The 25,254-nt window shown below is 72.6% G+C and carries 29 protein-coding genes, 1 pseudogene and 1 riboswitch; of the genes and pseudogenes, 14 read left to right on the top strand and 16 right to left on the bottom strand.

All coding sequences use genetic code 11. The annotated features are described in order from the left end of the window. Positions 1-40 precede the first annotated feature (40 nt). Genes QC283_RS25860 through QC283_RS25870 form a run of 3 tightly spaced genes read left to right on the top strand, consistent with a single transcriptional unit; the run spans position 41 to position 2,188 of the window. On the top strand, positions 41-961 hold the full coding sequence (locus QC283_RS25860) for an ABC transporter ATP-binding protein (protein ID WP_279564073.1): 921 nt from the start codon (positions 41-43) through the stop codon (positions 959-961). 2 nt (positions 962-963) lie between these two features. Next, positions 964-1,689 carry an ABC transporter permease gene (locus QC283_RS25865; RefSeq protein WP_279564074.1) on the top strand — a complete coding sequence of 242 codons (726 nt, stop codon included), beginning with the start codon at positions 964-966 and terminating at the stop codon, positions 1,687-1,689. 58 nt (positions 1,690-1,747) lie between these two features. Beyond that, a complete protein-coding gene (locus tag QC283_RS25870; RefSeq protein ID WP_279564075.1) occupies positions 1,748-2,188 on the top strand; it encodes a hypothetical protein in 441 nt (146 codons plus the stop codon). Positions 2,189-2,201: 13 nt separating this feature from the next. Here QC283_RS25870 and mug read toward each other — a convergent pair whose 3' ends face one another. From mug to QC283_RS25905, 7 genes are all read right to left on the bottom strand, one after another. Beyond that, positions 2,202-2,759, bottom strand: coding sequence for a G/U mismatch-specific DNA glycosylase (mug, locus tag QC283_RS25875; protein WP_279564137.1), 558 nt, complete (start codon positions 2,757-2,759; stop codon positions 2,202-2,204). Then, the gene (gene purB, locus QC283_RS25880) at positions 2,756-4,198 is read right to left on the bottom strand and encodes an adenylosuccinate lyase (RefSeq protein WP_279564076.1); all 1,443 of its coding nucleotides are present in this window, start codon (positions 4,196-4,198) and stop codon (positions 2,756-2,758) included. The genes mug and purB overlap by 4 nt, the downstream gene beginning before the upstream one ends. A 94-nt stretch (positions 4,199-4,292) precedes the next feature. Then, positions 4,293-5,075, bottom strand: a complete 783-nt coding sequence (locus QC283_RS25885; protein ID WP_279564077.1) for an SGNH/GDSL hydrolase family protein — start codon at positions 5,073-5,075, stop codon at positions 4,293-4,295. 66 nt (positions 5,076-5,141) lie between these two features. Continuing rightward, positions 5,142-6,182, bottom strand: coding sequence for a hemolysin family protein (locus tag QC283_RS25890; protein WP_279564078.1), 1,041 nt, complete (start codon positions 6,180-6,182; stop codon positions 5,142-5,144). After that, entirely contained in the window at positions 6,179-7,528 is a 1,350-nt protein-coding gene (locus QC283_RS25895; RefSeq protein ID WP_279564079.1) for a hemolysin family protein, read from the bottom strand. The genes QC283_RS25890 and QC283_RS25895 overlap by 4 nt, the downstream gene beginning before the upstream one ends. 131 nt (positions 7,529-7,659) lie before the next feature. Next, the gene (locus tag QC283_RS25900) at positions 7,660-8,085 is read right to left on the bottom strand and encodes a GNAT family N-acetyltransferase (protein WP_279564080.1); all 426 of its coding nucleotides are present in this window, start codon (positions 8,083-8,085) and stop codon (positions 7,660-7,662) included. Positions 8,086-8,174: 89 nt separating this feature from the next. After that, the gene (locus QC283_RS25905) at positions 8,175-9,065 is read right to left on the bottom strand and encodes an LLM class F420-dependent oxidoreductase (protein WP_279564081.1); all 891 of its coding nucleotides are present in this window, start codon (positions 9,063-9,065) and stop codon (positions 8,175-8,177) included. 206 nt (positions 9,066-9,271) lie between these two features. Between QC283_RS25905 and QC283_RS25910 the strand changes: the two genes are divergently transcribed. Together QC283_RS25910 and QC283_RS25915 are read left to right on the top strand one after the other, a co-directional pair. Then, positions 9,272-9,499, top strand: coding sequence for a toxin-antitoxin system HicB family antitoxin (locus QC283_RS25910; protein WP_279564082.1), 228 nt, complete (start codon positions 9,272-9,274; stop codon positions 9,497-9,499). A gap of 17 nt (positions 9,500-9,516) precedes the next feature. Further along, the gene (locus QC283_RS25915; protein WP_279564083.1) at positions 9,517-9,891 is read left to right on the top strand and encodes a fic family toxin-antitoxin system, toxin component; all 375 of its coding nucleotides are present in this window, start codon (positions 9,517-9,519) and stop codon (positions 9,889-9,891) included. Between the two features lie 3 nt (positions 9,892-9,894). Here the strand turns inward: QC283_RS25915 and QC283_RS25920 are convergent, their stop codons facing one another. The 4 genes from QC283_RS25920 to bioB form a co-directional block, all read right to left on the bottom strand. After that, a complete protein-coding gene (locus QC283_RS25920) occupies positions 9,895-10,584 on the bottom strand; it encodes a class I SAM-dependent methyltransferase (protein WP_279564084.1) in 690 nt (229 codons plus the stop codon). Positions 10,585-10,727: 143 nt separating this feature from the next. After that, positions 10,728-11,444 (bottom strand): dethiobiotin synthase, encoded by a 717-nt coding sequence (gene bioD, locus QC283_RS25925; protein WP_279564085.1) that lies wholly within the window; start codon positions 11,442-11,444, stop codon positions 10,728-10,730. A 1-nt stretch (position 11,445) separates the two neighbouring features. Further along, on the bottom strand, positions 11,446-12,732 hold the full coding sequence (locus QC283_RS25930; protein WP_279564086.1) for an adenosylmethionine--8-amino-7-oxononanoate transaminase: 1,287 nt from the start codon (positions 12,730-12,732) through the stop codon (positions 11,446-11,448). Next, positions 12,725-13,963 (bottom strand): biotin synthase BioB, encoded by a 1,239-nt coding sequence (bioB, locus tag QC283_RS25935; protein WP_279564087.1) that lies wholly within the window; start codon positions 13,961-13,963, stop codon positions 12,725-12,727. Before bioB ends, QC283_RS25930 begins: the two co-directional genes overlap by 8 nt. 150 nt (positions 13,964-14,113) lie before the next feature. Between bioB and QC283_RS25940 the strand changes: the two genes are divergently transcribed. Continuing rightward, positions 14,114-15,241: an 8-amino-7-oxononanoate synthase gene (locus tag QC283_RS25940; protein ID WP_279564088.1), complete on the top strand. Its 1,128-nt coding sequence runs from the start codon at positions 14,114-14,116 to the stop codon at positions 15,239-15,241. 42 nt (positions 15,242-15,283) lie between these two features. Here the strand turns inward: QC283_RS25940 and QC283_RS25945 are convergent, their stop codons facing one another. Together QC283_RS25945 and QC283_RS25950 are read right to left on the bottom strand one after the other, a co-directional pair. Beyond that, positions 15,284-15,526 (bottom strand): DUF397 domain-containing protein, encoded by a 243-nt coding sequence (locus QC283_RS25945; RefSeq protein WP_279564089.1) that lies wholly within the window; start codon positions 15,524-15,526, stop codon positions 15,284-15,286. A 9-nt stretch (positions 15,527-15,535) separates the two neighbouring features. Next, the gene (locus tag QC283_RS25950) at positions 15,536-16,396 is read right to left on the bottom strand and encodes a helix-turn-helix domain-containing protein (protein ID WP_279564090.1); all 861 of its coding nucleotides are present in this window, start codon (positions 16,394-16,396) and stop codon (positions 15,536-15,538) included. 214 nt (positions 16,397-16,610) lie between these two features. Between QC283_RS25950 and QC283_RS25955 the strand changes: the two genes are divergently transcribed. Further along, positions 16,611-17,102: an ATP-binding protein gene (locus QC283_RS25955; RefSeq protein ID WP_279564091.1), complete on the top strand. Its 492-nt coding sequence runs from the start codon at positions 16,611-16,613 to the stop codon at positions 17,100-17,102. A gap of 87 nt (positions 17,103-17,189) precedes the next feature. On the opposite strand, the gene QC283_RS25960 is transcribed toward QC283_RS25955, so the two are convergent. From QC283_RS25960 to QC283_RS25970, 3 genes and pseudogenes are all read right to left on the bottom strand, one after another. Beyond that, positions 17,190-17,663, bottom strand: coding sequence for a C40 family peptidase (locus QC283_RS25960; protein WP_279564092.1), 474 nt, complete (start codon positions 17,661-17,663; stop codon positions 17,190-17,192). Between the two features lie 3 nt (positions 17,664-17,666). Continuing rightward, positions 17,667-17,811, bottom strand: a riboswitch (cyclic di-AMP (ydaO/yuaA leader). Between the two features lie 371 nt (positions 17,812-18,182). After that, positions 18,183-18,415 (bottom strand): annotated as a pseudogene (locus QC283_RS25965) (ATP-dependent Clp protease proteolytic subunit); the annotation flags it as partial. A gap of 143 nt (positions 18,416-18,558) precedes the next feature. After that, the gene (locus QC283_RS25970) at positions 18,559-19,566 is read right to left on the bottom strand and encodes an ABC transporter permease (protein ID WP_279564093.1); all 1,008 of its coding nucleotides are present in this window, start codon (positions 19,564-19,566) and stop codon (positions 18,559-18,561) included. Between the two features lie 104 nt (positions 19,567-19,670). Here QC283_RS25970 and QC283_RS25975 point away from each other — a divergent pair, with 104 nt between their 5' ends. From QC283_RS25975 to QC283_RS26005, 7 genes are all read left to right on the top strand, one after another. After that, complete coding sequence (locus QC283_RS25975; protein WP_279564094.1) at positions 19,671-20,324, top strand: TetR/AcrR family transcriptional regulator; 654 nt, start codon at positions 19,671-19,673, stop codon at positions 20,322-20,324. Between the two features lie 165 nt (positions 20,325-20,489). Then, complete coding sequence (locus QC283_RS25980) at positions 20,490-20,792, top strand: urease subunit gamma (RefSeq protein ID WP_279564095.1); 303 nt, start codon at positions 20,490-20,492, stop codon at positions 20,790-20,792. A gap of 14 nt (positions 20,793-20,806) precedes the next feature. After that, on the top strand, positions 20,807-21,118 hold the full coding sequence (locus QC283_RS25985) for an urease subunit beta (protein WP_279564096.1): 312 nt from the start codon (positions 20,807-20,809) through the stop codon (positions 21,116-21,118). Next, the gene (locus tag QC283_RS25990) at positions 21,111-22,832 is read left to right on the top strand and encodes an urease subunit alpha (RefSeq protein ID WP_279564097.1); all 1,722 of its coding nucleotides are present in this window, start codon (positions 21,111-21,113) and stop codon (positions 22,830-22,832) included. The genes QC283_RS25985 and QC283_RS25990 overlap by 8 nt, the downstream gene beginning before the upstream one ends. A gap of 8 nt (positions 22,833-22,840) precedes the next feature. After that, positions 22,841-23,515: an urease accessory protein UreF gene (locus tag QC283_RS25995; protein ID WP_279564098.1), complete on the top strand. Its 675-nt coding sequence runs from the start codon at positions 22,841-22,843 to the stop codon at positions 23,513-23,515. A 186-nt stretch (positions 23,516-23,701) separates the two neighbouring features. After that, complete coding sequence (ureG, locus tag QC283_RS26000) at positions 23,702-24,376, top strand: urease accessory protein UreG (protein ID WP_279564099.1); 675 nt, start codon at positions 23,702-23,704, stop codon at positions 24,374-24,376. Beyond that, the gene (locus tag QC283_RS26005) at positions 24,364-25,134 is read left to right on the top strand and encodes an urease accessory protein UreD (RefSeq protein ID WP_279564100.1); all 771 of its coding nucleotides are present in this window, start codon (positions 24,364-24,366) and stop codon (positions 25,132-25,134) included. Before ureG ends, QC283_RS26005 begins: the two co-directional genes overlap by 13 nt. The last annotated feature ends 120 nt before the right edge of the window (positions 25,135-25,254 follow it).

Here is a 25,254-nt window from a genome sequence, read left to right on the forward strand (position 1 = left end):
GGGGAGGCCACGACCCGGTGCGAACCGGCACGCTGCTGTCATGACCAGCATCGACGTCCAGAACCTCACCAAGGAGTACGGCACCCGACGAGCCGTCGACGACCTCACCTTCACCGTGCGCCCCGGCCGCGTCACCGGCTTCCTCGGCCCCAACGGCGCGGGGAAGTCCACCACCATGCGGCTCGTCCTGGGCCTGGACCGGCCCACCTCCGGGACCGCGACCGTCGGCGGACGCGCGTACGCCACCCTGCGCGAACCGTTGCGGCACGTCGGCGCCCTGCTCGACGCGCAGGCCGCGCACGGCTCGCGCACCGCCCGGGACCACCTGCGCGTCCTCGCGGCGAGCAACCGCGTCCCGTCGCGCCGGGTCGACGAGGTGATGGAGGAGACGGGCATCGCGTCGGTGGCGCGCCACCGGGTGCGGACGTACTCCCTGGGCATGCGCCAGCGGCTGGGCATCGCCGCCGCCCTGCTGGGCGATCCCGAGGTGGTCATGCTGGACGAGCCCTCCAACGGGCTGGACCCCGAGGGCATCATCTGGATCCGCGGACTGCTGCGCGGCCTCGCGGCCGAGGGACGCACGGTCCTGGTCTCCAGCCACCTGATGAACGAGACCGCGTCCTTCGCCGACCACCTGGTCGTCCTCGGCCGGGGCCGCCTGCTCGCCGACACCCCGATGCGGGAGTTCATCGACGCGCGCGTGCGGCCGCGTGTCCGTATCCGTACGTCGGACGCCACCGCCCTCAAAGCCGCCCTGGCCCGGCACGGCCACGACGCCGTGGAGCAGGACGACGGGTACTGGACCGTGCACCACGCGCGCGTCGACGACATCGGTCGCGCCATGTCCGGCGCCGGAGTCCCGATCCTCGAACTGTCCTCGGACGAAGGCACGCTGGAGCAGGCGTACCTCGACCTGACGGCCGCCGAGACCGAGTTCACCGCACACCCCCAGGAGGCCTGACCATGTCATTCACGCCCGTACTCCGTTCGGAGGCGCTCAAGGTCCGCACCCTGCGCTCGCTGTGCGGCACCCTGCTGGCGGTGTTCGCGGTCACCACCGCCGCCTCCGCGCTGGCCGGAGTCTCCGACACCACCCAGCCCGAGTTCGATCCGCTGTTCATGGCGCTCTCCGGTGTCATACCCGGCCAGATCGCCGCCGTCGCCTACGGGGCCATGGCCGTCTCGTCCGAGTACCACGGCAACGGGATCCGGCTCTCCCTGGCCGCCGTTCCGCGGCGCGGACGGTGGTTCGCGGCGAAGCTCGTGGTCGTCGCCGCACCCGTGCTCGTCGTGGGGCTGCTCACCGCGTTCGCCTCCCTCGTCGCGGCCCGGGCGGGCCTCGGCACGGCGGCGGACGGGCTCACCACCGGCGAGCAGGTGCGCGGCGTCGTGGGCTGCGGGATCTACCTCATGCTGATGGCGCTGCTCGCGGCCGGCCTCACGGCGCTGTTCCGCAGCGGCGTGGCCACCCTGTCCGTCTTGATCCCGTTCATCCTCATCGTCTCCTTCGTGATCGGGGACGCGGTGGGCGGCGTCACCGACTTCCTGCCGGACAAGGCGGGACAGGTCATCCTCTACCAGACGCACGAGGGAACCCTGGGGCCCTGGGCCGGACTCGCGGTGACCGCGCTGTGGGTGGCGGCCGCCCTCCTCGCGGGAGCCTGGCGGCTGCGCGGCCGGGACGCCTGACGCCTGCCCGCGGCTGACGCTCCGCCAATTGTCAGTGCCGGCCGGTTTACTGGAGGGCATGGACATCGCGCGGCACATCGCCCTCATCGACGAGCTGTGCTTCCGACCCTTCCCGGCGGAGCACGGCCCGTCGGACGGGGGCGCCCGGCGTCCCGGCCACTTCGTGGCGGTGCTGGAGAGCAGCCACGGCCTGCGCGGCGGCGACCAGGGGGAGCGGGCGGTGACGGTGGAGCAGTACGAGAAATACCGCGACGCCCTCTACGAGCGCCTCGCCGGACGCTGGGGAGAGACGGATCCCTGGAACCTGCAGACGGTCCTGCTGCGCACCGAGGCCGAGGAGATACCCGAGCCGTGGGCGGACCTGAGTGTCCGAGCGAGCGTGGCCTACCTCTGGGAGGCGGAGGGCACCGGCCGCTGGGCCGCGGTGGCCGTCGCCGACCGGGACGGGACGGACGAGGTGCGACTGCTGGCCGTCGTCACGGAACAGGCGCCACCCTGACGGCCCTCCGTAGCTACGCCTCCGCCTGTGCCTCCGCCGCGATCCGCAGCCGCGCGAACTCCTCCGCCATCGTCCGCGCCGTCCAGTGGGCGTTGAGGCCACTGGGATTGGGCAGCACCCACACGCGTGTGTCCCCGATCGTCCGTTCCTGCGGCCCCACCTGGGCCTTCCGGTCCTCGAAGGCGGCGCGGTAGGCGGTGACACCGACCACGGCCAGCCAACGGGGCCGCAGCCGCGCCACCTTCAGCGCCAGCAGCCGGCCGCCCTCCCGGTACTCCTCGGCACTCAGCTCGTCCGCCCGCGCGCTGGCCCGCGCCACGACGTTCGTGATGCCGAGCCCGTACGACGGCAGTTCGTCCTGCTCCGACGGCTTCAGCAGCCGCGGCGTGAACCCGGACAGGTGCAGCACCGGCCAGAACCGGTTGCCGGGGCGGGCGAAGTGGTGGCCCGTCACCGCCGTCATCAGCCCGGGGTTGATCCCGCAGAACAGCACATGGAGACCGTCCGCGACGACGTCCGGTACGAGACGGTCGCGGGCGGCCTCCAGCTCCGCACGGGTGAAGCGCGTCAGAGGATCGCTCCGGGGGTGTAGCCCGCGGCGGCCGGGTGCTGCTTGACGATCTCCTCGATCCGGGCGACGACGACGCCGACCTGGCCGGCCGCGGCGCCCGTGAAGGACAGCTTGTCGGCCATCAGCGCGTCCAGCCCGGCACGGTCCAGCGGGATGCGCTCGTCGGCGGCCAGCTTGTCGAGCAGCTCGTTGCGCTCGGCGCCCCGCTCGCGCATCGCCAGCGCGGAGGCGACCGCGTTCTCCTTGATCGCCTCGTGCGCGACCTCGCGGCCGACGCCGGCCCGCACCGCGCCCATCAGGACCTTCGTGGTCGCCAGGAACGGCAGGTAGCGGTCCAGCTCCCGGGCCACGACGGCCGGGAAGGCGCCGAACTCGTCCAGCACGGTCAGGAACGTCTCCAGCAGCCCGTCCAGCGCGAAGAACGCGTCGGGCAGGGCCACCCGGCGCACCACCGAGCAGGACACGTCGCCCTCGTTCCACTGGTCGCCCGCCAGCTCGCCGGTCATCGACGCGTAGCCGCGCAGGATCACCATCAGGCCGTTCACGCGCTCGCAGGAGCGGGTGTTCATCTTGTGCGGCATGGCGGAGGAACCGACCTGCCCGGGCTTGAAGCCCTCGGTGACCAGCTCGTGCCCGGCCATCAGCCGGATCGTCTTCGCCAGCGACGACGGCGCCGCCGCCAGCTGCACCAGCGCGGTGACGACCTCGTAGTCCAGCGAGCGCGGGTAGACCTGGCCGACCGAGGTGAAGGCCCGTGAGAAGCCCAGGTGCCCGGCGATCCGCTGCTCCAGCTCAGCGAGCTTGCCGGCGTCCCCGCCGAGCAGGTCCAGCATGTCCTGGGCGGTGCCGACCGGGCCCTTGATGCCGCGCAGCGGGTAGCGGCCGAGCAGCTCCTCCACCCGGCCGTACGCGACGAGCAGCTCGTCGGCGGCGGTGGCGAAGCGCTTGCCCAGCGTCGTGGCCTGCGCGGCGACGTTGTGCGACCGGCCTGCCATGACCAGCTCGCCGTACTCGCCGGCCAGCTTGCCCAGCCGGGCCAGGACGGCCACCGAGCGGTCGCGGATCAGCTCCAGCGAGAGCCGGACCTGCAGCTGCTCGACGTTCTCCGTCAGGTCCCGCGAGGTCATGCCCTTGTGTACGTGCTCGTGCCCGGCGAGGTCGTTGAACTCCTCGATCCGCGCCTTCACGTCGTGCCGGGTGACCTTCTCGCGCTCGGCGATCGAGGCCAGGTCGACCTGGTCCAGGACGCGCTCGTAGTCGGCGATCGCGGCGTCGGGCACCTCGATGCCGAGATCCTTCTGGGCCCGCAGCACGGCGAGCCAGAGCTGCCGCTCGAGCTTCACCTTCTGCTCGGGCGACCAGAGCGTGGCGAGCTCGGCGGAGGCGTAGCGTCCGGCGAGGACGTTCGGGATGCGGGGCTTGGCGGGAGCGGAAGTCACGTGAACGGATTCTACTGGCGATTCCTGCAGGCCAGCTCCACGGGGTTCTTCGTCGGAAGCTACGAATGCCACGAAGGCCGGGCGGGCCCGAAGATCACGGCGTCAGGTCCTCGTACGGCAGCAGCTCCGGCCGCTTGGGCGGCAGGCCGTCCCCGGACGACCGGCCGGTCAGCCTGCGGCCGATCCAGGGCAGCAGGTACTGCCGGGCGAACCGGACGTCCGCGGTCCGGCGCATGGCCCAGCCCGGCGGGGGCGTCGGCGGGATCGGCGCGTGCCACTCGGGGTCCTCCGGCTCGTGACCGAGCGCCTGCCACACGGCCTCCGCGACCCGGCGGTGCCCGTCCGCGGTCAGGTGCAGCCGGTCCACGTCCCACAGGCGCGGGTCGGCCAGCGAGCGGGCCCCGTACAGGTCGACGACCACGGCGCCGTGCCGCTCGGCCAGGTCGTCGATGATGGCGAACAGCGCCTCCATGCGCGGCCGGAACCGCTCCAGCACCGGCCCCTGGCGGCCCGGGCTGCGCATCAGCACCAGCTGCTCGCAGTTCGGCGCGAGGCGTTCCACGGCCTGGGTCAGCAGATCCCGTACCCGGGCCATGTCGCACTTGGGCCGCAGTGTGTCGTTGAGCCCGCCGACCAGCGTGATCACGTCGGATCCCATGGTGGCCGCCACATCGACCTGCTCGTCGACGATCTGGCCGATCAGCTTTCCGCGCACCGCGAGGTTCGCGTACCGGAAACCGGGGGAGCGGGCGGCCATCCGCGCGGCGAGGAGGTCGGCCCAGCCCCGGTACGAGCCGTCGGGCAGCAGGTCCGACATGCCCTCCGTGAAGGAGTCGCCGACGGTGACAAGGCTGGTGTGAGTGGGATTCGTCTGCATGGCGACAGAAATGGTAGCCCCCGCACATACCCGCCGGTCGGTCGCCCTCCGCGGGGCCGTCCGGGCTCACGTCCGTTGCCCGAACAGCTCCCGCAGCACGTCCTCCATGGTCACCAGCCCCGCCAGCCGCCCGTCGGAGCCGATCACGGCCGCCAGGTGCGTACGGCTGCGGCGCATCGCGGTGAGCACGTCGTCCAGCGGGGTGCGCTCACGCACCCGCGCGATGGGCCGCATGTCCCGCAGCCGGAACGGCACGTCCCGCGGCGAGGCGTCCAGGGCGTCCTTCACATGCAGGTAGCCGACGATCCGCCGCCCGTCGTCCACCACCGGGAAACGGGAGAACCCGGACTCCACCGACAGCCGCTCCAGCTGCTCCGCGGTGATGCCCACGCGCGCGTGGACGACGCGTTCCAGGGGCAGCACCACGTCCCGCACCGGTCGACGGCCCAGCTCCAGGGCGTCGTGCAGGCGCTCCTGGGCCCGGTCGTCGATCAGGCCGGCCTCACTGGCGTCCTTCACGATCTCGGCCAGCTCGGCGTCCGTGAAGGTCGAGGAGACCTCGTCCTTCGTCTCCACCCTGAGCAGCTTGAGCAGCGCGTTCGCGAAGGTGTTGACCGTGAAGATCACGGGGCGCAGTGCCCGGGACAGCGCCACCAGCGGCGGCCCGAGGAGCAGCGCACTGCGTACCGGTTCGGCCAGGGCGACGTTCTTCGGCACCATCTCGCCGAGCAGCATGTGCAGATACGTCGCCAGCGCCAGGGCGATCACGAAGGACACCGCGTGCCCCGCGCCGGAGGGCACGCCCACCGCGTGGAACACCGGCTCCAGCAGGTGGGCGATCGCCGGCTCCGCGACCACACCGAGGACCAGTGTGCACAGCGTGATACCCAGCTGCGCCGCCGCCATCAGCGCCGACACATGCTCCAGACCCCACAGCACGCTCCTCGCGCGCCGGCCGCCCTCCGCCCCGGCCGCTCCCGCCGCCCCGGCTTCCATGGCCTGCTCCACCTGGCTGCGGCGCACGGAGATCAGCGCGAACTCGGCACCCACGAAGAACGCGTTGACGACGAGCGTCGCCAGACCGATCAGCAGCTGTACCGCGGTCACCGGCCGGCCTCCCCTTCGTCCGCGTCGGCGGCGCGCGCGTCGTCGAGCGGCGCGCGCAGCAGCACCCGGGCCGCCCTGCGACCGGTGGCGTCCACGACGTCCAGCCGCCAGCCGGCGACCTCCAGAGTGTCGCCGACGGCGGGAATGTGCCCCAGCCCGGCCGCGACCAGCCCGGCGACCGTCTCGTACGGCCCCTCGGGCACCTTGAGTCCCAGCCGCGCGAGCCGGTCCACCCGCGCCGCACCGTCGGCCCGGTACAGCGCGTGGCCCTGCTCGTCGGTGCCGGCGGCGTCCAGCTCGGGCGTCTCGTGCGGGTCGTGCTCGTCCCGCACCTGGCCGACGACCTCCTCCACGATGTCCTCCAGCGTGGCCACGCCCGCCGTCCCGCCGTACTCGTCGATCACGACGGCCATCGTGCGCCGCCCGGAGAGCCGGTCCAGGAGCCGGTCGACGGTCAGTGACTCCGGGACGAGCAGCGGCTCGCGCATCAGCTCGGCGACCGCGATCCGGCTCCGCCGCCCGGCCGGCACCGCGAGCACGTCCTTGACGTGCGCCGTCCCGACCACGGCGTCGAGAGTGTCCTGGTAGACGGGGAACCGGGACAGCCCGGTCGCCCGCGTCGCGTTCGCCACGTCCTCGCACGTCGCCCGCGCGTCGAGGGCGACGACCTGCACGCGCGGGGTCATCACGTTCTGTGCCGTCAGGTCGGCCAGGTTCAGGGTCCGCACGAACAGCTCGGCGGTGTCGGCCTCCAACGCGCCCTCCTTGGCCGAGTGCCGGGCGAGCGCCGCCAGCTCCTGCGGCCCGCGCGCGGACGCCAGCTCCTCGGCGGGCTCCACGCCGAATCGGCGCACGATGCGGTTGGCCGTGTTGTTCAGGTGGGTGATGAAGGGCCGGAAGACGGCGCTGAACCAGCGCTGCGGACCGCCCACCCGTTTGGCCACGGCCAGTGGCGAGGAGATCGCCCAGTTCTTCGGCACCAGTTCGCCGACGATCATCAGGAAGACCGTCGACAGGGCCGTACCCAGCACCAGCGCCAGTGAGGAGGCCCCCGAGCGCGACACCCCCACGCTCCTGAGCGGCCCCGCGATCAGCGCCGCGACCGACGGCTCGGCGAGCATGCCGACCACCAGATTGGTGACCGTGATGCCGAGCTGCGCCCCGGAGAGCTGGAAGGTCAGGTTCCGTACGGCCTTCAGGGCACTCGCCGCGCCCCGCTCGCCCCGCGCCGCCGCGCGCTCCAGCTCGCCGCGCTCGACGGTGGTCAGTGAGAACTCGGCCGCGACGAAGGCGCCGCACACGAGTGAGAGCAGGATCGCCACCAGCAGCAGAAGCACTTCGGTCATCGGGTCACCTCGGGTCCATGATCGGCCAGGACGCTGAGGCTCGCGCGACGGGGTGCGCCGGGTGAGGTGCCGGGGAGGGCGCCGGGAGGAACGCCGATGCGGACTCACTCATGCGCCGTTGCTCACACCTTTCAGTCGGTGAGGGGCTTCACCCAGCGTCGCCACTGTTCCTGGGGCGCGTACCCGGCCGCCCGCCAGGCATGCTGGGCCCGCTCGTTGCGCAGCAGCACCATCGCGTCCCCTCGGCGCCCGCCCAGCCCCGCGAACCGCTCCTCCGCGGCCGTGAGCAGCGCCGAGCCGATGCCCTGACGCCGGTGGTCCGGGTGCACCGCCAGCCGGTACAGATGGCACCGCCAGCCGTCGAAGCCCGCGATCACCGTGCCCACCAGGACCCCGCCCCGCTCGGCCACGATCAGCGCCTCGGGGTCGCGGGCGACCAGCCGCTCCACGCCCTCCCGGTCGTCGCTGATGCTCGTCCCCTCGGCGGCCGTCTTCCAGAAGGCCAGCACGGCGTCCAGCTCCCCGGGCCCGGCGGCCCGTACGCGCAGTTCGTTCACGTGGTGATCCCACCACGCTCGCGAGGACCACCACGCGGTATTCCGGCATGCGGACCGTCGCGGCGCGCACCGCCGCGCGGGGCCGGCCGTCAGGCGTCGCGCAGCGCCCGCATCACCGGAGCGAAGACCTCCATGTACGGCTCCAGCACGGTCAGGTAGGTGAAGCCGTACCGTTCGCGCTGCGCCCGTACCTGCGCGGTGATCTGCTCCAGGGTCCCGGCCAGGAAGATGGGCAGCTCCAGCACCTGGTCGGTGGTCAGGTGCGGAACGTGCTCCAGGAGGGGCTGGACGGCGGCCTCGCGGTCCTCGGTCACGACGACCGTCTGGATGAGCAGGTTCAGCTCCGCGGGCTCCTGGCGGCCCGCCGCCAGCTCCCGGTACCGGGCCACACGCTCGTCGAGCTCCTCGGCCGTGATCGGGGCGAGTTGCCCCGTCGTGCTGCCCCGCACGGTACGTCCGCCCGTGAACGCGGCGATGGCGGCGTGGCGGGCGGTCAGCTCCAGCATCCGGTCACCGTTGGCACCGATCAGCAACGGCACCCCCGGCCGCTGCACCGGCCGCGGCCGGTACTCCTCGTCGCCGAGCAGCCGCTCCAACTCCTCGACGGTGCGCCGCAGATGGTCCACCCGCTCACCGGGTGAGCCGAACGGCAGCCCCGCCGCGTCGTGCTCCGCCCGTACGTAGCCGGTGCCGAGCCCCAGTTCCAGGCGCCCGCCCGTCAGCGCGTCCGTGGTCGCCGCCTCCCGGGCCAGCAGAGCGGGATTCCAGAAGCCCGCGTTGAGCACGAAGGTGCCCAGCCGGGGCCGCTCGGTGGCCCTGGCCGCCGCGACCAGCGCCGGGAACGGCGCCGGCATGCCGAGATGGTCCGGAACCAGGATCACGTCGTACCCGAGCTCCTCGGCCCGCCGGCATTTCGCGGCCCACTCGTCGGCGGGTGCGGACGCCATCAGATTGACGCCGAAGCGGAACGGACGCGACATGAACTCTCCTCCAGGGCAGGGCACTTCGGGATACCGCGAGTCAATCACCAGTGCGCGGTGGCCGCCAGCACCTTCATCCGTGAGGCACGCGGCGCGGGCGCCCGCGCCACCACCGCGCCCAGCGTGCCCCGCCCGCCGGGATTCCGCCCCGCTCGCGCAGGCCTCCGCTCTTGCCGCCGCTAGCGTCTCGGCGCTAGCTTCGAGGTATGGCGAAGACCCGGAAGGCCCAGCTGAACGTGCGGGTGGACGAGGGCACCGCCCGGGCGGCCCGCGAACGAGCGGTGGCCCGGGGGATGAGCGTCAACCGCTACATCGAGGAACTGGTCCGGCAGGACACCGGCGAGGCCGGCCACACCTTCGTGGAGGCCGCCGCCGACTTCATGCGGCAGTACGAGAAGGTGTTCGCCGAGGAGGTCGGCGAAGGCCGCGGCTGAGCCGTCGACGCCCCCGGATGAACGACCTCACCATCGATCTCGCCTGGCTGCTCATGCTCGCCGAACAGCGCACCCCGGGAGACCCCCAGGTCACCGACTGGGGAGCGCTCGTCGCGGCCGTCGCCCGCCACCGGGCCGAGATATTCGACACCCCCGTCTACGAGGGCCCGCACGCCCGCGCCGCCGCGCTGCTCCAGCTGCTGATCCACGTGCCCGCGCTGGAGCGCTCCAACGCCCTGTTCGCCTCCGCGGTCGCCTATGCCTACCTGGTCGCCGGCGGGGTCGAGGTCGCCACCACGCCCGAGCAGGTGCGGGACCTCGCCCTGCTGGTCAAGAGCGGTGAGGCGTCGGTCGACGAGATCGCGGACGAACTGCGCCGGTGGCGCGTGTGACGACTACGCCTCCGCCTCGGCCTCCCGCCAGGCCGTGCCGAGCACGCAGTACGAACTCGGCAGCGCCGGCCCGTTCTCCGGCATCAGCACCCGGCGGTAGGGACCGAGCGTGAACCCCGCCTCCCGCAGCGCGGCGACCGGTTCGCGGGACAGGTGGCAACCGCCGGACAGCAAAGGCCACAGGGTCCGGTCCAGCGCGCGCTGGGTGCAGGTCATCACCCGGCCGCCGCCCCGGCCGTGCTCGAAGAACCGCAGCTCGCCGCCGGGTCGCAGCACCCTTCTCAGCTCCCCGAGCGCCCGCGGCACGTCGCGGACGCTGCACAGCACCAGCGAGACCACGGCCGCGTCGAAGGCCTCGCTCTTGACCGGCAGCGCCTCCGCCGCACCCGGCGCGACGTCGACCGGAACCCGCGCGCGCAGCGCCGCCTCCACGGCCAGGTGCCGCAGTACACGCTCCGGTTCGATGGCGACGACCTCCGAGACGGCGCCCGGGTAGTGGGAGAAGTTGAGTCCGTTGCCCGCGCCGACCTCGATCACCCGCCCGGACAGCCCGGCGAGCAGCCGTTCGCGCACGCGCCCCATGCCCATCCGGGTCTCGGCGCTCTCACTGAACCGGGCGTAGCAGCGGGCGAACAGCGGATGGTGCACGGCGTCCCGCGGCACCCCGCGGGCACGAGCGGATCGCAGCGCCATGGGACCTCCCTCACGAGGCGGTGCCTTACCGCGATTGTCCCCCCTGCGAGCACCGCGCACCCACCGCGCGGACGGCTCCTTTCCGGGCGCCTCGTTCCGCCCGGGACGCGGGGCGGCGGGCCGCCCCGGAGCCGTCGCGTCGGTCAGGGGGCTTCCCGGGCCCGGAACGCCTCCGTGTCCCAGGTGCCCGCCAGCCGGGGCGCCAGCCATCGCGGGGCCGCCGACCGGAAGGAGGCCGGCGGGAGGGAGCCCGCCCCGGCCGGCAGGGCGCCGAGCAGGGGGGCGCCGGCCACCTCCGGAAGGTCCGCGAGATTGCAGCGCGAGGCGAGGTCCGGGGTCCCGGGCCAGCTGCCGATCACCACGCCCGGCAGCTCCAGGCCGCGGGAGCGCAGCTCACGCGCCGTCAGTTCCGTGGTGTTCAGCGTGCCCAGCCCGGCCGAGGCCACCAACAGCACCGGCGCGCCCAGCAGTCCGGCGACGTCCGCCAGTGTCCCGCCGGCCGCGTCGAAACGGACGAGGAGCCCGCCCGCGCCCTCGACCAGCACGAGGTCGTGCTCGGTGGCCAGCTTGTCCGCGGTCTCCGCCACCTCCTCGGGACACACCGGCGCCCGGCCGGCCCGCCGCGCGGCCGTACCCGGCGCCAGCGGCTCCGGGTAGCGGGCGACTTCGGCCGCCGTCACGGCGCCCGCGAGGCGCGCCACCTCCTGGGCGTCCCCGGGCTCGTCCGGCCGTACGCCCGTCTGCGCGGCCTTCAGCACGGCCACCGACCGGCCGTCCGCCAGCGCCGCCGCGGCGACGGCGGCGGTCACGACCGTCTTGCCGACCTCCGTACCCGTGCCCGTGATCACCAGTACCGGCATGTCATCCCTCCCGTGCCGCCGCGCACACCGCGCGGGCGATCCGTGCCACGTCCGCGTCGTCCGTGACGTACGGCGGCATGGTGTAGACCAAATCGCGGAACGGCCGCAGCCACACACCCTCGCGTACGGCCGCCGCCGTCGCCGCCCGCATGTCGACGGCGTGGTCGAGCTGCACCACGCCGATCGCGCCGAGTACCCGTACGTCGCGCACACCCGGCGTCTCGGAGGCGGGCGCGAGGCCCTCCCGCAGGCCCGCCTCGATCCGCTTGACCTCCGCGAGCCAGTCCTGTCCGAGCAGCAGCCCGATCGACGCGCACGCCACGGCCGCCGCCAGCGGACTGCCCATGAACGTCGGCCCGTGGGCCAGCACCGGTACCTCGCCCCGCGAAATGCCGTCGGCCACCCGGAAGGTGCACAGCGTGGCCGCCATCGTCAGGTAGCCGCCGGTCAGCGCCTTGCCCACGCACATCACGTCCGGCGTCACCGCCGCGTGCTCCGCCGCGAACAACGCGCCCGTACGCCCGAACCCGGTCGCGATCTCGTCGAACACCAGCAGTACGCCATGCGTGTCGCAGGCCTCCCGCAGCACCCGCAGATAGGCGGGGGAGTGGAACCGCATCCCGCCGGCGCCCTGCACCACCGGCTCGACGATCACCGCGGCCAGCTCGTCGGCGTGCCGCTCGATCAACGCGCGCAGGTGATCCGCGTACGCCTCCTCGTACTCCGCCGGCGGCGCGTCCGCGAAGACCTGGCGCGGCAGGACGCCCTGCCACAGCTCGTGCATCCCGCCCTCGGGGTCGCACACCGACATAGGCTGCCAGGTGTCACCGTGGTAGCCGCCGCGCCAGGTCAGCAGGCGCCGCTTGGCCGGGCGGCCCAGCGACCGCCAGTACTGCAGACACATCTTGACCGCCACCTCGACCGACACCGACCCCGAATCGGCGAGGAAGACGTGCTCCAGCCCCTCGGGTGACATGTCGACAAGGAGCTTCGCCAGCCGCACGGCGGGCTCGTGGGTGATCCCGCCGAACATCACATGGCTCATCCGCTCCAGCTGCTCGCGCGCGGCCTCGTTCAGCACCGGGTGGTTGTAGCCGTGGATCGCCGACCACCAGGACGACATCCCGTCGACGAGCTCCCCCGAGCCGTCGGCCGGCCGCAGCCGCACCCCGCTCGCCGACTCCACGACGAGCGGATCCTGCCGGCCGGGCATGGGGCCGTACGGATGCCAGACGTGCCGCCGGTCGAGCGCCAGCAGCTCGTCCACGGACAGCGCGGGCTCAGGCATTGGGCGCGAGGTCCGTTCCGGCACCACGGCGGCGTACGGCGACCAGGTCCGTACGGACTTCGCCGGCCGGCGCCGGTCCGGCGGCCGGTGCGACGCCGCGGTCCTCCGCGGCCGGGGCGGAACCGCAGGCCACGCCGCTCTCGTGCGAGCCGCAGCCTTTGCCGCTCTCGTGCGACCCGCAGGGCCCGTCGCCCTCGTGCGGTCCGCAGCCACCACCGCCCGCCGTCGCCCGGTGGCCGGGCAGGGTCACCTGGTCGGCGCCCTCCACCTCGAAACCGGCGTCCGCGATCATCTCCAGGTCGGCATGGCCCGCCTGGCCCTCGCTGGTGAGGTAGTCGCCCAGGAAGATGGAGTTGGCCAGATTCAGCGCGAGCGGCTGCATCGTGCGCAGGTGGACCTCGCGCCCGCCCGCGATGCGCACCTCGACGTCCGGGCAGATGAACCGCGTCATCGCCAGGATGCGCAGGCAGCGCTGCGGGGTGAGGTGCCACTCCTTGGCCAGCGGCGTGCCCTCCATCGGGATCAGGAAGTTGACCGGCACCGAGTCCGGGTCCAGCTCCCGGAGCGAGAAGACCACGTCGACCAGGTCCTCGTCGCTCTCGCCCATGCCCGCGATGAGACCCGAGCAGGCGGACAGACCGGCCGCGTGCGCCTTGTTCACCGTGTCCACCCGGTCGGCGTACGTGTGCGTGGTCGTGATGTCCCCGTACGTCGCCTCGGACGTGTTGAGGTTGTGGTTGTAGGCGTCGGCGCCCGCCTCGCGCAGCCGCTCCGCCTGGCCGTCGGAGAGCAGGCCCAGGCAGGCGCACACCTCGACGGCCTCGTTCTGGTCCTTGATGGCCTTGATGGTGTCCGAGACCCGGTCCACGTCCCGGTCGGTCGGACCCCGTCCGCTGGCCACCAGGCACACCCGCTTGGCACCCCCGGCCACGCCCGCGGCGGCGGCCCGCGACGCCTGGTCGGGCTTCAGCCAGGTGTACTTGAGGATCTCGGCCTTGGAGCCGAGCCGCTGCGAGCAGTAGGAGCAGTCCTCGGGGCACAGGCCGGACTTGAGGTTGACGAGGTAGTTGAGCTTCACCCGTCGGCCGAACCAGTGACGGCGTACCCTGCCCGCCGCGGCCACCACATCGAGCAGGTCGTCGTCGGAAGTGGCGAGGACGGCAAGAGCCTCCTCGCGGGTCGGCGTCTCGCGCCGAAGCCCCTTGTCCACCAGCGTGTTCAGCAGGTCCATGAGAGCCGATCCTGTCCTACGGGGCCACCCGGGGCCAAGGAGAGTTTGCACAACACTGACAGATCGCCGTGTGGGTATTGCCACACCTCGCGGGGGCTGTCGTGCCGCTAATGTCTGTCCACTGCCTACAAAACTCCGGAGGACCGTCCCATGGCGTTCGGCTGGATCGACGAGCAGGCCCGGGCGCGCCGCCAGGCCGGACTTGTACGGATTCTGCGCCCCCGTCAGGCCGACTCGCCGCTGCTGGACCTGGCGAGCAACGACTACCTCGGACTGGCCCGGCACCCGGAGGTCACCGAGGGCGCGGCGCGGGCCGCGCGCACGTGGGGGGCCGGCTCGACCGGGTCCCGGCTGGTGACCGGCACGACCGAACTGCACGCCGAGCTCGAACGCGAACTGGCCGCCCACTGCGGTTTCGAGGCCGCGCTCGTCTTCTCCTCCGGCTACGCGGCCAACCTCGCCGCGGTCACCGCGCTGGCGCCGCACGGCTCCCTCGTCGTCTCCGACGCGGGCAACCACGCCTCGCTGATCGATGGCTGCCGACTGGCCCGCGGCACGACGCAGGTGGTGGCGCACGCCGACCCGGACGCCGTACGCAAGGCACTGGCGACGCACGACGGCCCCGCCGTGGCCGTCTCCGACACGGTCTTCTCGGTCGACGGCGACGCCGCCCCGCTCGCCGCGCTCGCCGGGGCGTGCCGGGAGCACGGCGCCGGGCTGGTCGTCGACGACGCCCACGGCCTCGGTGTCCTCGGCGACGGCGGGCGCGGCGCCCCGCACGCGGCGGGACTCGCGGGCGCCGACGACGTCGTCGTGACGGTGACGCTGTCCAAGTCGCTCGGCAGCCAGGGCGGCGCCGTGCTCGGCCCCGCCCGGGTGATCGAGCACCTGGTCAACTCGGCCCGGACCTTCATCTTCGACACCGGCCTCGCCCCCTCGGCGGCGGGCGCGGCGCTGGCGGCGCTCACCCTGCTGCGCCGCGAGCCGGAACGGGCGGCGCGGGCCCGCGCGGTGGCGGCCGAACTGCACGCACGCCTGACCGGACTGGGGCTTCGCGCGGTACGTCCGGACGCCGCCGTCGTCTCGGTGCGCGCCCCCTCCCCGGAGGGGGCGCTGCGGTGGGCGGCCGACTGCCGTGCGGCCGGCCTGTCCGTGGGCTGCTTCCGTCCTCCTTCCGTACCCGACGGCATCTCACGGCTCAGGCTGACCGCTCGTGCGGACCTCTCCGGGGAACAGATCGAACGCGCTGTACGGGTGATCGGCGAGACGCGGCCATGAGTCGGCGTGACACGGCCGTGCGTCGCCCGATGCCGGTCCGGGTCAGTGGCGGTGGATACCGGCCGTGAACGACGCCCAGCTCCCGGGGGAGAAGAGCAGCGCGGGACCGGCCGGGTCCTTGGAATCGCGCACGGCGAGCAGTCCGGCACAGGGGCCGGCCGACGGCCGCGCCGTCTCGACGCAGTTGTTCGCCCCGGTGCTGTAACTGCTGCGCAGCCACCGCACGCCGGGCAGATCGGTACTGGCAGGGATGCTCCGGGGAAGTTCGGACGTGAAGCCTGTCATGGTGCCTCCTTACGCGCCTGCCGCTGTCGCGGCGATGAAGTCCAACGAGTCCTCGGGCGAAAGGGCATGGATCAGAAGAGCGTTGAAGGCCTCGGTGTAGGCCTCTAGGTCTTCTTTCCGTTCGAGGTGCAGGCTACTCGTCAAGTGGTCGAGAACAACCACGTCCAGATCAGAAGTGCTCGAAAAAGAGAAGATTACGAAAGGTCCGGTGACACCGATGTGCGCCCCGGCGGCGAACGGCAGTACCTGGAGCCGGACATGGGGCAGACGCGCGGCCTCGACCAGCCGCGCCAGCTGACGGGCCATGACTCCGGATCCGCCCACCTCCCGGCGCAGCACCGACTCGTCCAGGACCGCGCTCAGTCTCAGCGGCGGCAGCGCCCGCAGCACGTCCTGCCGGGCCAGCCGGACCTCCACCAGGGTGTCCAGTCGTTCCTCCGGAAGCCCGTCCACCGCGGCGCGCGTCACCGCGCGTGCGTACTCCGGCGTCTGCAGCAGCCCGGGTACCACCGTGGTCTCCAGCGTGCGCATCGCGCTCGCCTGGGACTCCAGGCTGATGAAGTCGCGGTAGGTCGGCGGCAGTACCCCGCGATAGGCGTGCCACCAGTGGTTACGGCCGCCCGCGTCGTCGGAGCCGGCCAGCGTCACCAGCAGCTCCCGCAGCTGGTCGTCGGCCACGCCGTAGGCGTCCAGCAGTAACCGCACGTCGGCCGGTCTCGCCCCGCTCGTCCCGGTCTCGATCCGGCTGACCTTCGACTGGTGCCAGCCCACCAGCCGGGCCGCCTCGCCGCTGGTGATCCCCGCCGACGTACGCAGGGCGCGCAGTTCCGCGCCCAGCTTCCGGCGGCGCACCACGGGACCATGCTGCATGGGCCACTCCTCTACTCCCTCTGAGCCGCCCACATACGCTCTGCCGTCGCAGAGTTCACCGCATCGAGCGACAGATATATGCATATCTTGGTGGATCGCCGCCCTTCACGAGCCTGATGATGGCAGTCTGACGGCGAAGCACCAGTCCGGGACCGTACTCGAACCGTCCGCTCCATGTCGGGCCGCGGTCCCGCGGGAAAGGGACGACCTCGCCATGGCAGACCATCTGGAAGCATCCGTCACTCTGCCGAGCGATCCCGCCTCGGTGGCCGCCGCGCGCACTTATGTGGTCGGCACGCTGGCGGAGTGGGGCCTGTCGGCGGACACGGATGTGTCCGAAACCGTCCGGCTCATCGTCTCCGAGTTGACGACCAACGCGGTTCAGCACACCCTCGGCCAGTCACCCACCTTCACGGTGGACCTCGCACTCGACCGTGACGAGCGGCTGCGCATCGGCGTCACCGACAGCCATCCGCGGTTCCCCAAGCGCCTGCCCGCAGCCGTCCAGCAGGACAACGGCCGCGGCATGGTGATCATCCGCTGGCTGACGGCGGAGTGCGGCGGCAAGCTGAGAGTGCGGCCCACGCGGGAGGGCGGCAAGACCATCTCCGTCGAACTGCCCTGGACGCCGCCGGGCAGTCCGGTGACTCCCGAGCCCGTCACGGCCGTGGGGCGGGCCTCCGACCGGCAGGGGACTCAGCGATGAGGCGCCGGCGGCCTCCGGAGCGCCGCCGCATACCACGCACCCGAGGGGGAGACGGCGTCGTGGTCCGCCGTCTCCCCCTCGGGTGCGCTACTTGACCCGGCCGTACCAGACGCTGCCGGTCCAGATCTTCTGCAGACGCACCACGTCCCCGGTCTTCGGGGCGTGCCAGATCTTGCCCTTCCCGGCGTAGATGCCGACGTGGTAGACGCTGCGGCCCGAGTGAAAGAAGACCAGGTCCCCGGCCTTGCGGCTCTTGGCGGAGATATGACGTGTCTTGTTGTACTGCTGCGCCGCGGTGCGCGGCAGCTTCTTGCCGGCCTTCTTGAACGAGTACAGGGTCAGCCCGGAGCAGTCGAACCTGCGTGGTCCGACGGCGCCCCATGCGTACGGTGAGCCCTTCTTGGAGGCCGCGATCTTGAGGGCCTTCGTGGCATAGGTCGCCGCGGCCGCCTCGGAGGCGGCACCGGGGACCACGACAGATCCGCCGATGGCGGCGAGGGTGAGGGCCGAGGCCGTACCGGCACGGGCCATCAGCGACGGGACACGATTGAGCGCGGACATGCGCAACCCTTCGTCAGCCGCCTGTGAAGGATGACCTGTCGGATTCGGGCTGGCGAAGTTGCCCGGCCGCACGAGTGCGGCTTCACCCCAAGGGCTGCTCGGCCCGGCGCCTCTCCCGCGGAGATGACCGTTCCGGCGACCCGTCGTGCTCGGGTCCTCCACTCCTGCCGATCCACTCCTGTCGACCGGTTGTCCGGGCGGCGGCAGGACTCGGCGTCCGCCCGGACCGCCCCGCCGCTGCGGCGGGGGCTTGTCGTCAGTCACGGATCTTGTCTCGTCCAGAGGGAGAATCCCAACGGAACGTGCCCTTTGTGTTGTTACTCACCACTCACCCGTTCGGGTGGACACCTCCCTGTTCGAGTCACTTCCGAGCGTGGCGTCGACCCCCGGGACCAGCGGCGGAGCCTCTCATTCCGCCGTGCGGGCACGAGGGTCGCGCAACCTCGACCGGTCGGAAATCGATGGTGTTCCTACGCCGAAAGGGGGTACGCCGTTTGGTCCGTTTCGCCCCCTGGCGCGTCAACTGCCGGAGCGCGGCGGAAGGCTGACACGTGCCGTCCGCCGTTCGCCGTCCAGGACGGTGTCCACTCGATGTCCGCGGTCACCTGCCCGGGAGTGCGGCCCGTGTGGCGTACGACCATCTCCTCCAGCCGGGCGCGGACCCGGAGCAACTCGTCGGCCTGTACGACGAGATCACTCATCGTGTCGCAGATCGCCGTCATCGCGGTGAAGGAGCCGCAGGGCGAGTTGACGTCCCCCCGCGAGCACCACCACTTCGGCATCGCGGCGGAACACCGGGGGCCGAACGCGACGTAGCGGGTAGCACGGTCCGCTCTCCGCGGCGGGTTCCGCAGCTCGCCGACCCCGTACCGACCGGGGTGCGGACGGCCGGGGCTCAGGCGGCCGGTACCGACGCCCGGGTCCGGCCGGGTGCCGGTGAAGCGCCGGGTGCGCGCCGGCGCAGCGCGCCGCCGAGCAGGACGGCGCCCAGGCCGAGCAGGGCCCACCATGTGAGCGTGAGCGCGGGGCCGATGGCCGCGGCGCCGTCGAAGAAGGACACCGAGCGCAGCAGTGAGCCGCCCGCGCCCGGCGGCAGCCACTGGCCGATCGCTCCGGCCGGCCGGGGCAGCGTCTCCGGAGCCGAGGACACTCCCGAGAAGGGATTGCCCAGCAGCATCATCACGGCCCCGCCCAGCCCGAGACCCGCGCGTCCGAGCAGCGCCCCGAGCCCGGCGATGCCCGCCCCGACGGCCAGGGTCGAGAGCCCGAACACGCCGGCCACGGCCCACCAGTCACCGGTGACCACCCCGAGCCAGCTGTGGGCGATCGCCGCCGCCACCAGGCCCGTCGACACGGCGGCGCCGGTCAGTGCGACGACGGCGCGGACGCCGCGCAGCCCCAGCAGGGTCACCACGGCGCCGGTCGCGATCCCGGCCAGCGCGAGCGGCAGCACGCTCGCGCCCAGGGCCGCGCCGCGCGGATCCGCCTCCGGGGCGGGCACCACGTCGACGACCTGGACCGGGTCCCCCGAGGCGGAGGCCCGCCCGGTCATCGCCTCCCGCAGCAGCTGGGCCACGGCGGGGCTCGCCGCGGACGCCGTGAGCAGTTTCGGACCCCGGTCGCCGGCGATCACCGCGCCGTACACGGTCCGGTCCTCGACGGCGCCGCGGGCCTCGTCCTCGTCGGCGTAACGGTGGATCTCGAAGGCGCCCTCGTTCCGGTCGAGCCGCTGTTCCACCTGCGCGATCGCGGCGGGCGCTCCCGCCACGCCGACCGGCAGATCTCGGGGTGCCGTACGGGCGGCCGGCCAGGCGAAGGCCCACAGTGCCAGTGCCACCAGCACGGGGACCAGGACGACCACGGCGGCCACGCGGCGGCCGGGGGAAGGGGAGGGGCCGGACATGAGTGCTCCTCGTAAAAAGAAGGTCGTTCGTTTTGCCTTGTTTCCACCGTGCGGCGGGGTCGGTCGGCTTGTCAAGAAGGAACGTTCGTTTTACGTTGGACCACATGGCTCGCGTATCCCAGGAACACCTCGACGCCCGCCGCCGTCAGATCCTCGACGGCGCCGCGAACTGCTTCGCCCGCAACGGCTTCCACGCCACGTCGATGCAGGACGTGCTGAAGGAGGTCGACCTCTCGGCGGGCGCGGTCTACCGCTACTTCAGCGGCAAGGAGGAGCTGATCGCGGCGATCGTCACCGAGGTGCTGGGCACCCTGCGCGGCGTGTACGAGCGTGCCGCGCTGGAGAGCCCGCCGCCCCTGCCCGACGAACTCGTCGGCCGCATCTTCGCGCACCTGACGCGGGAGCGGCCGACGGTGACGGACGGCGGCGAGTGGCTGTTCCCGCGACTCATGGTCCAGGTCTGGACCGAGACGCTGCGCAATGACGAGCTGTCCGCCGTCCTGAGCGAGGGCTTCGCCGAGGTCCGGGCCGCCTGGGTCAAGGTCGTGGTCCGCTATCAGGAGAACGGCATGATGCGCGACGACGTCGACCCGGACGCCGTGGCCCGGACGCTGATCGCCACCGCACAGGGCCTCGGGGTCCAGTACGCGCTGTTCGGCGGCTTCTCCACGGAGGCGCTCCAGGCGGGCATGCGGGGGCTGTTGAGCATGCGAGAGGCCGACGACGGCACCGGTAATCAGTCGGTCAAATCCGGGTGACGTGCCCGAAACACTGTAGCCCTACTCTCCACCCCGATCCACCTGCGGTTTTTGAGCACAGGCGAGTGCATTCCAGCGCATTCATGTGTGTTACATCTATAGCCGTCGCGGTGGCCGCGGCAGCCGGACCGCCCGGTCCTGGCGTGATGTCCTGTGAGGTGGTAAGTGCAACTGACCCCGCACGAGCAGGAGAGACTGCTCATTCATGTGGCCGCGGACGTGGCGGAGAATCGCCGCGCACGAGGCGTGAGACTCAACTACCCCGAGGTCGTCGCACTGATCACCTCGCACATCCTCGAAGGCGCCCGCGACGGTCGCACGGTCGGTGAACTCATGGCCTCCGGCCGCAAGTTGATCCAGCGCGACGAGGTCATGGAGGGCATACCCGAGATGATCCACGACGTGCAGGTCGAGGCCACCTTCCCCGACGGCACCAAGTTGGTCACCGTCCACGATCCGATCATCTGACGGGGACGGCAGCCATGATTCCCGGAGAGATCCTCTTCGCCGACGAGCCGGTCGCCTTCAACGAAGGGTGCGAGACCACCCGACTGACCGTGCTCAACACCGCCGACCGGCCCGTCCAGGTCGGCTCCCACTACCACTTCGCCGAGGCCAACCCCGCTCTCGACCTCGACCGCGCCCTCTCCCACGGCAAGCGGCTCAACATCGCCGCCGGCACAGCCGTCCGGTTCGAGCCCGGCATCCCGGTCGACGTGGAGCTCGTCCCCCTCGGGGGTGCCCGCGTCGTCGTGGGCCTGCGCGGCGCGACCGGAGGTGCCCTCGATGCCTGAACTGTCCCGCCCCGCCTACGCCGACCTGTTCGGCCCGACCACCGGCGACCGCGTCCGCCTCGCCGACACCGACCTCCTCGTCGAGATCGAGGAGGACCGCTCGGGCGGCCCGGGCCGCTCCGGAGACGAAGCCGTCTTCGGCGGCGGCAAGGTGCTGCGCGAGTCCATGGGCCAGTCCCGTGCCACCCGCGCCGACGGCGCCCCCGACACCGTCATCACCGGCGCCTTGATCATCGACCACTGGGGCGTCGTCAAGGCCGACATCGGCATCCGTGACGGCCGGATCACCGGCATCGGAAAGTCCGGCAACCCGGACACCATGGACGGCGTCCACCCCGACCTCGTCATCGGCCCCGAGACGGAGGTCATCGCGGGCAACGGCAAGATCGTCACCGCGGGCGGCATCGACACCCACGTCCACTTCATCGCGCCGGCCGCCGTCGACGAGGCCCTCGCCTCCGGTGTCACCACCCTCATCGGCGGCGGCACGGGACCGGCCGAGGGCAGCAAGGCGACCACCGTCACCCCCGGCTCCTGGCACCTCGCGCGCATGTTCGCCGCCCTGGAGGCCAGCCCCGTCAACATCGGCTTCCTGGGCAAGGGCAGCACCATGTCCAAGGAGTCCATGCGCGACCAACTGCGGGCCGGCATCCTCGGCTTCAAGATCCACGAGGACTGGGGCGCCACCCCCGCCGTCATCTCGGCCTGCCTGGACGTCTGCGAGGAGTCCGGCGTCCAGCTCGCCGTCCACACCGACACCCTCAACGAGGCCGGATTCGTCGGCGACACCTTCGACGCCGTGGCCGGCCGCACCCTGCACGCCTTCCACGTCGAGGGCGCCGGCGGCGGCCACGCACCTGACATGATCACGGCGGTCTCGCTGCCCAACATGCTGCCGGCGTCCACCAACCCGACCCGGCCGCACACCGTCAACACCGTCGAGGAGCACCTCGACATGCTGATGGTCTGTCACCACCTCAACCCCGCCGTCCCCGAGGACCTGGCCTTCGCGGAGTCCCGCATCCGGCCCAGCACCATCGCGGCCGAGGACATCCTGCACGACATGGGAGCGATCTCCATCATGTCGTCGGACGCCCAGGCCATGGGCCGCATCGGAGAGGTGATCCTGCGGACCTGGCAGACCGCGCACGCGATGAAGCGGCGCCGGGGCTTCCTGCCCGGCGACACCCGCGCCGACAACCTGCGGGCCCGTCGCTATGTCGCCAAGTACACCATCAACCCCGCCGTCGCCCAGGGCATCGACCACGAGGTCGGCTCCGTCGAGACCGGCAAGCTCGCCGACCTGGTGCTGTGGGACCCGCGGTTCTTCGGTGTGAAGCCGCAGGTGGTACTCAAGGGCGGTCAGATCGCGTACGCGCAGGTCGGCGACGCCAACGCCTCCATCCCCACCCCGCAGCCCGTCCTGCCACGCCCGATGTTCGGCGCGCTCGGCACGGCGCCCGCCGCCAACTCGGTCGCCTTCGTGGCCCAGGCGACCATCGACGACGGGCTCCCGGGACGCCTCGGGCTCGGGCGGGAGTTCGTGCCCATCCGGTCGACCCGCGGCCGTACCAAGGCGGACATGCGGCAGAACGACGCCCTGCCGCGCGTCGAGGTCGCCGCGGACTCCTTCGCGGTGACCATCGACGGCGAGCTCGTCGAACCCGCACCCGTCGCCGAACTGCCGCTCGCGCAGCGGTATTTCCTCTTCTGAGCGCCGACATGAGCCGCGCGACACTGCTCGTCCTCGCGGACGGCCGCTTCCCCGCCGGAGGGCACGCCCACTCCGGCGGGGCGGAGGCCGCCGTCCGGGCGGGACACATCACCGACGCCGCGAGCCTGGAGGAGTTCTGCCGGGGACGGCTGCACACGAGCGGAGCCGTCGCGGCATCCCTCGCGGCAGCCGCGGCCCTCGGCGTCGACCCCGGCGAACTCGACCAGGCCGCGGACGCCCGTACTCCGTCGCCCGCCCTGCGGGCGGTGGCCCGCAGACTCGGGCGGCAGCTGATGCGGGCCGCCCGTGCCACCTGGCCGCATCCCGAACTCGACGCGTCGGCACGGCGGTTTCCCAAGGGCGCCCATCAGCCGGTCGTCCTCGGGCTGACCGCCCGGGCGGCCGGGCTGGGGCCGCTGGACGCGGCGTACTGCTCCGCCTACGAGGGGGTGAGCGGGCCGGCGACGGCCGTGGTGCGGCTGCTCGGCCTCGACCCGTTCGACGCGACCGGCGTGCTCGCGCGGCTCGCGCCCGAGCTGGACCGGGTGGCCGAGGACGCCGCGGAGGCGGGCCTGCGGGCCGTGACCGAGGGGGCCGACGTGCTGCCCGCGCGGTCCGCGCCGTTGCTGGAGACCGGGGCGGAGGCGCACGCCGCCTGGCCTGTGCGGTTGTTCGCCTCGTAGCGGGTTCCGCCCCCGCCGCCCCTTCCCTTTCCCGACCCCCGGGGCTCCGCCCCTTCGACCCCGCCGGGGGGCCCTGTCCCCTGGACCCCCGTCGGCCTTGACGGTCTCGTCCTCGAACTCCCCCGAAGGGGGCACCCCCGGACGGGCTGAACACAGCCGGCCTCAGTTCTTGTAAGGAGTCGCAGCATGCATCTCGACCATCACCACGACCTCCCCGCCGTCTCCGCCGACGCCCACCGGCCCGACGGCCGCCGCCGTGCCCTGCGCATCGGGCTCGGCGGGCCCGTCGGGTCCGGGAAGACCGCGACCGTCGCCGCGCTCTGCCGGGCGCTGCGTCAGGAGCTGTCCCTCGCCGTCGTCACCAACGACATCTACACCCGCGAGGACGCCGAGTTCCTGCTCCGGGAGGCGGTGCTGCCGCCGGAGCGGATCAGTGCCGTCGAGACCGGGGCCTGTCCGCACACCGCCATCCGGGACGACATCTCCGCCAACCTGGAGGCCGTCGAGGATCTGGAGGACGAGGTCGGGCCGCTCGACCTGGTCCTGGTGGAGTCCGGCGGGGACAACCTCACCGCCACCTTCTCCAGGGGACTCGTCGACGCCCAGGTCTTCGTCATCGACGTGGCCGGCGGGGACGACATCCCGCGCAAGGGCGGGCCCGGTGTCGCCACCGCCGACCTGCTGATCGTCAACAAGACCGATCTCGCCCCGTACGTCGGGTCCGACCTCGCGCGGATGGCCGCCGACGCGAAGGCCCAACGCGGTGAACTGCCCGTCGTGCTCCAGTCGTTGCGGAGCCCGGACGGCGTACGGGACGTCGCGGACTGGGTGCGGGCCCGGATCGCCGCATGGACGGCATGACCGCGCCGGGCGGGGTGCGCGCGAGGGCGAGCATCGTCGCGCGGGGCGACGGGCGGGGCGGCACCGCCCTGCCCGTGCTGGAGGGCGAGGGGCCGCTGGCGGTGCGGCGGACCCGGGGCGGTGGCGCCGAGGCCCGGGTCATGCTGGTCGGCGCGATGAGCGGGCCGCTCGGCGGCGACCACTTCTCGGTGGACGCCGAGGCGGCCCCGGGCGCCCGGCTGCGGGTGGGCTCGGCCGCCGCCACCCTCGCCCTGCCGGGGCAGGACAAGGCCGGGGCCCGTTACGACGTCCGGCTCACCGTCGGCGACGACGCCGCACTGCACTGGCTGCCCGAACAGCTGATCTCCGCGCACGGCAGTGAGCTGTGCGTCACCACACGCGCCGACCTCGCCGCCACCGGGCGTCTCCTGCTGCGCGAGGAACAGGTGCTCGGACGGTCCGGCGAGGAACCGGGGCGGCTCACCAGCCGTCTGACCGTGCGGATCGCGGGCCGGTGTGTGCTCGACCAGGAACTGGCCTGCGGGCCCGGTGCCCCGGGCGGCTGGGACGGCCCCGCCGGGCTCGCGGGACACCGTGCCGTGGGCCAGCTCGTCGTCGTACGCCCGGAGTTCGCCGCCGAACCCCCGAAGGCGCGCACCCTCGCTCAGGGCGCGGCCGTGATGCCGCTCGCCGGGCCCGCCGCGCTGGTGACGGCCGTGGCGCCGGACGGTCTGCGGCTGCGGCGGCTGCTGGACGAGGCCTCGGCCGCGCTGGGCTGAGAGTGCGCCAACCGAACGTTCTACTCCGTTTATCGGATTGGCAAAGAAGTAGTACCGCCTCTGTTCTCAGGGAACGCACAGCCGCGAGGATCCCCGTACTTGTCGCGAACACGTACGGGG

This window comes from Streptomyces sp. DH41, from assembly GCF_029813785.1.
GTDB lineage: Bacteria > Actinomycetota > Actinomycetes > Streptomycetales > Streptomycetaceae > Streptomyces.

What these genes read in the sequence shown, in the direction of transcription:
- QC283_RS25950 (WP_279564090.1), bottom strand. Translation starts at nt 16,396, where the DNA reads ATGCAGCATGGTCCCGTGGTGCGCCGCCGGAAGCTGGGCGCGGAACTG.
- ureG (WP_279564099.1), top strand. Translation starts at nt 23,702, where the DNA reads ATGCATCTCGACCATCACCACGACCTCCCCGCCGTCTCCGCCGACGCC.
- QC283_RS25860 (WP_279564073.1), top strand. Translation starts at nt 41, where the DNA reads ATGACCAGCATCGACGTCCAGAACCTCACCAAGGAGTACGGCACCCGA.
- QC283_RS25870 (WP_279564075.1), top strand. Translation starts at nt 1,748, where the DNA reads ATGGACATCGCGCGGCACATCGCCCTCATCGACGAGCTGTGCTTCCGA.
- QC283_RS25885 (WP_279564077.1), bottom strand. Translation starts at nt 5,075, where the DNA reads ATGCAGACGAATCCCACTCACACCAGCCTTGTCACCGTCGGCGACTCC.
- QC283_RS25940 (WP_279564088.1), top strand. Translation starts at nt 14,114, where the DNA reads ATGGCGTTCGGCTGGATCGACGAGCAGGCCCGGGCGCGCCGCCAGGCC.
- QC283_RS25910 (WP_279564082.1), top strand. Translation starts at nt 9,272, where the DNA reads ATGGCGAAGACCCGGAAGGCCCAGCTGAACGTGCGGGTGGACGAGGGC.
- bioD (WP_279564085.1), bottom strand. Translation starts at nt 11,444, where the DNA reads ATGCCGGTACTGGTGATCACGGGCACGGGTACGGAGGTCGGCAAGACG.
- QC283_RS25955 (WP_279564091.1), top strand. Translation starts at nt 16,611, where the DNA reads ATGGCAGACCATCTGGAAGCATCCGTCACTCTGCCGAGCGATCCCGCC.
- QC283_RS25990 (WP_279564097.1), top strand. Translation starts at nt 21,111, where the DNA reads ATGCCTGAACTGTCCCGCCCCGCCTACGCCGACCTGTTCGGCCCGACC.
- QC283_RS25970 (WP_279564093.1), bottom strand. Translation starts at nt 19,566, where the DNA reads ATGTCCGGCCCCTCCCCTTCCCCCGGCCGCCGCGTGGCCGCCGTGGTC.
- QC283_RS26005 (WP_279564100.1), top strand. Translation starts at nt 24,364, where the DNA reads ATGGACGGCATGACCGCGCCGGGCGGGGTGCGCGCGAGGGCGAGCATC.
- QC283_RS25975 (WP_279564094.1), top strand. Translation starts at nt 19,671, where the DNA reads ATGGCTCGCGTATCCCAGGAACACCTCGACGCCCGCCGCCGTCAGATC.
- QC283_RS25920 (WP_279564084.1), bottom strand. Translation starts at nt 10,584, where the DNA reads ATGGCGCTGCGATCCGCTCGTGCCCGCGGGGTGCCGCGGGACGCCGTG.
- QC283_RS25985 (WP_279564096.1), top strand. Translation starts at nt 20,807, where the DNA reads ATGATTCCCGGAGAGATCCTCTTCGCCGACGAGCCGGTCGCCTTCAAC.
- QC283_RS25995 (WP_279564098.1), top strand. Translation starts at nt 22,841, where the DNA reads ATGAGCCGCGCGACACTGCTCGTCCTCGCGGACGGCCGCTTCCCCGCC.
- QC283_RS25945 (WP_279564089.1), bottom strand. Translation starts at nt 15,526, where the DNA reads ATGACAGGCTTCACGTCCGAACTTCCCCGGAGCATCCCTGCCAGTACC.
- QC283_RS25895 (WP_279564079.1), bottom strand. Translation starts at nt 7,528, where the DNA reads ATGACCGAAGTGCTTCTGCTGCTGGTGGCGATCCTGCTCTCACTCGTG.
- QC283_RS25905 (WP_279564081.1), bottom strand. Translation starts at nt 9,065, where the DNA reads ATGTCGCGTCCGTTCCGCTTCGGCGTCAATCTGATGGCGTCCGCACCC.
- QC283_RS25865 (WP_279564074.1), top strand. Translation starts at nt 964, where the DNA reads ATGTCATTCACGCCCGTACTCCGTTCGGAGGCGCTCAAGGTCCGCACC.
- QC283_RS25930 (WP_279564086.1), bottom strand. Translation starts at nt 12,732, where the DNA reads ATGCCTGAGCCCGCGCTGTCCGTGGACGAGCTGCTGGCGCTCGACCGG.
- bioB (WP_279564087.1), bottom strand. Translation starts at nt 13,963, where the DNA reads ATGGACCTGCTGAACACGCTGGTGGACAAGGGGCTTCGGCGCGAGACG.
- QC283_RS25915 (WP_279564083.1), top strand. Translation starts at nt 9,517, where the DNA reads ATGAACGACCTCACCATCGATCTCGCCTGGCTGCTCATGCTCGCCGAA.
- QC283_RS25960 (WP_279564092.1), bottom strand. Translation starts at nt 17,663, where the DNA reads ATGTCCGCGCTCAATCGTGTCCCGTCGCTGATGGCCCGTGCCGGTACG.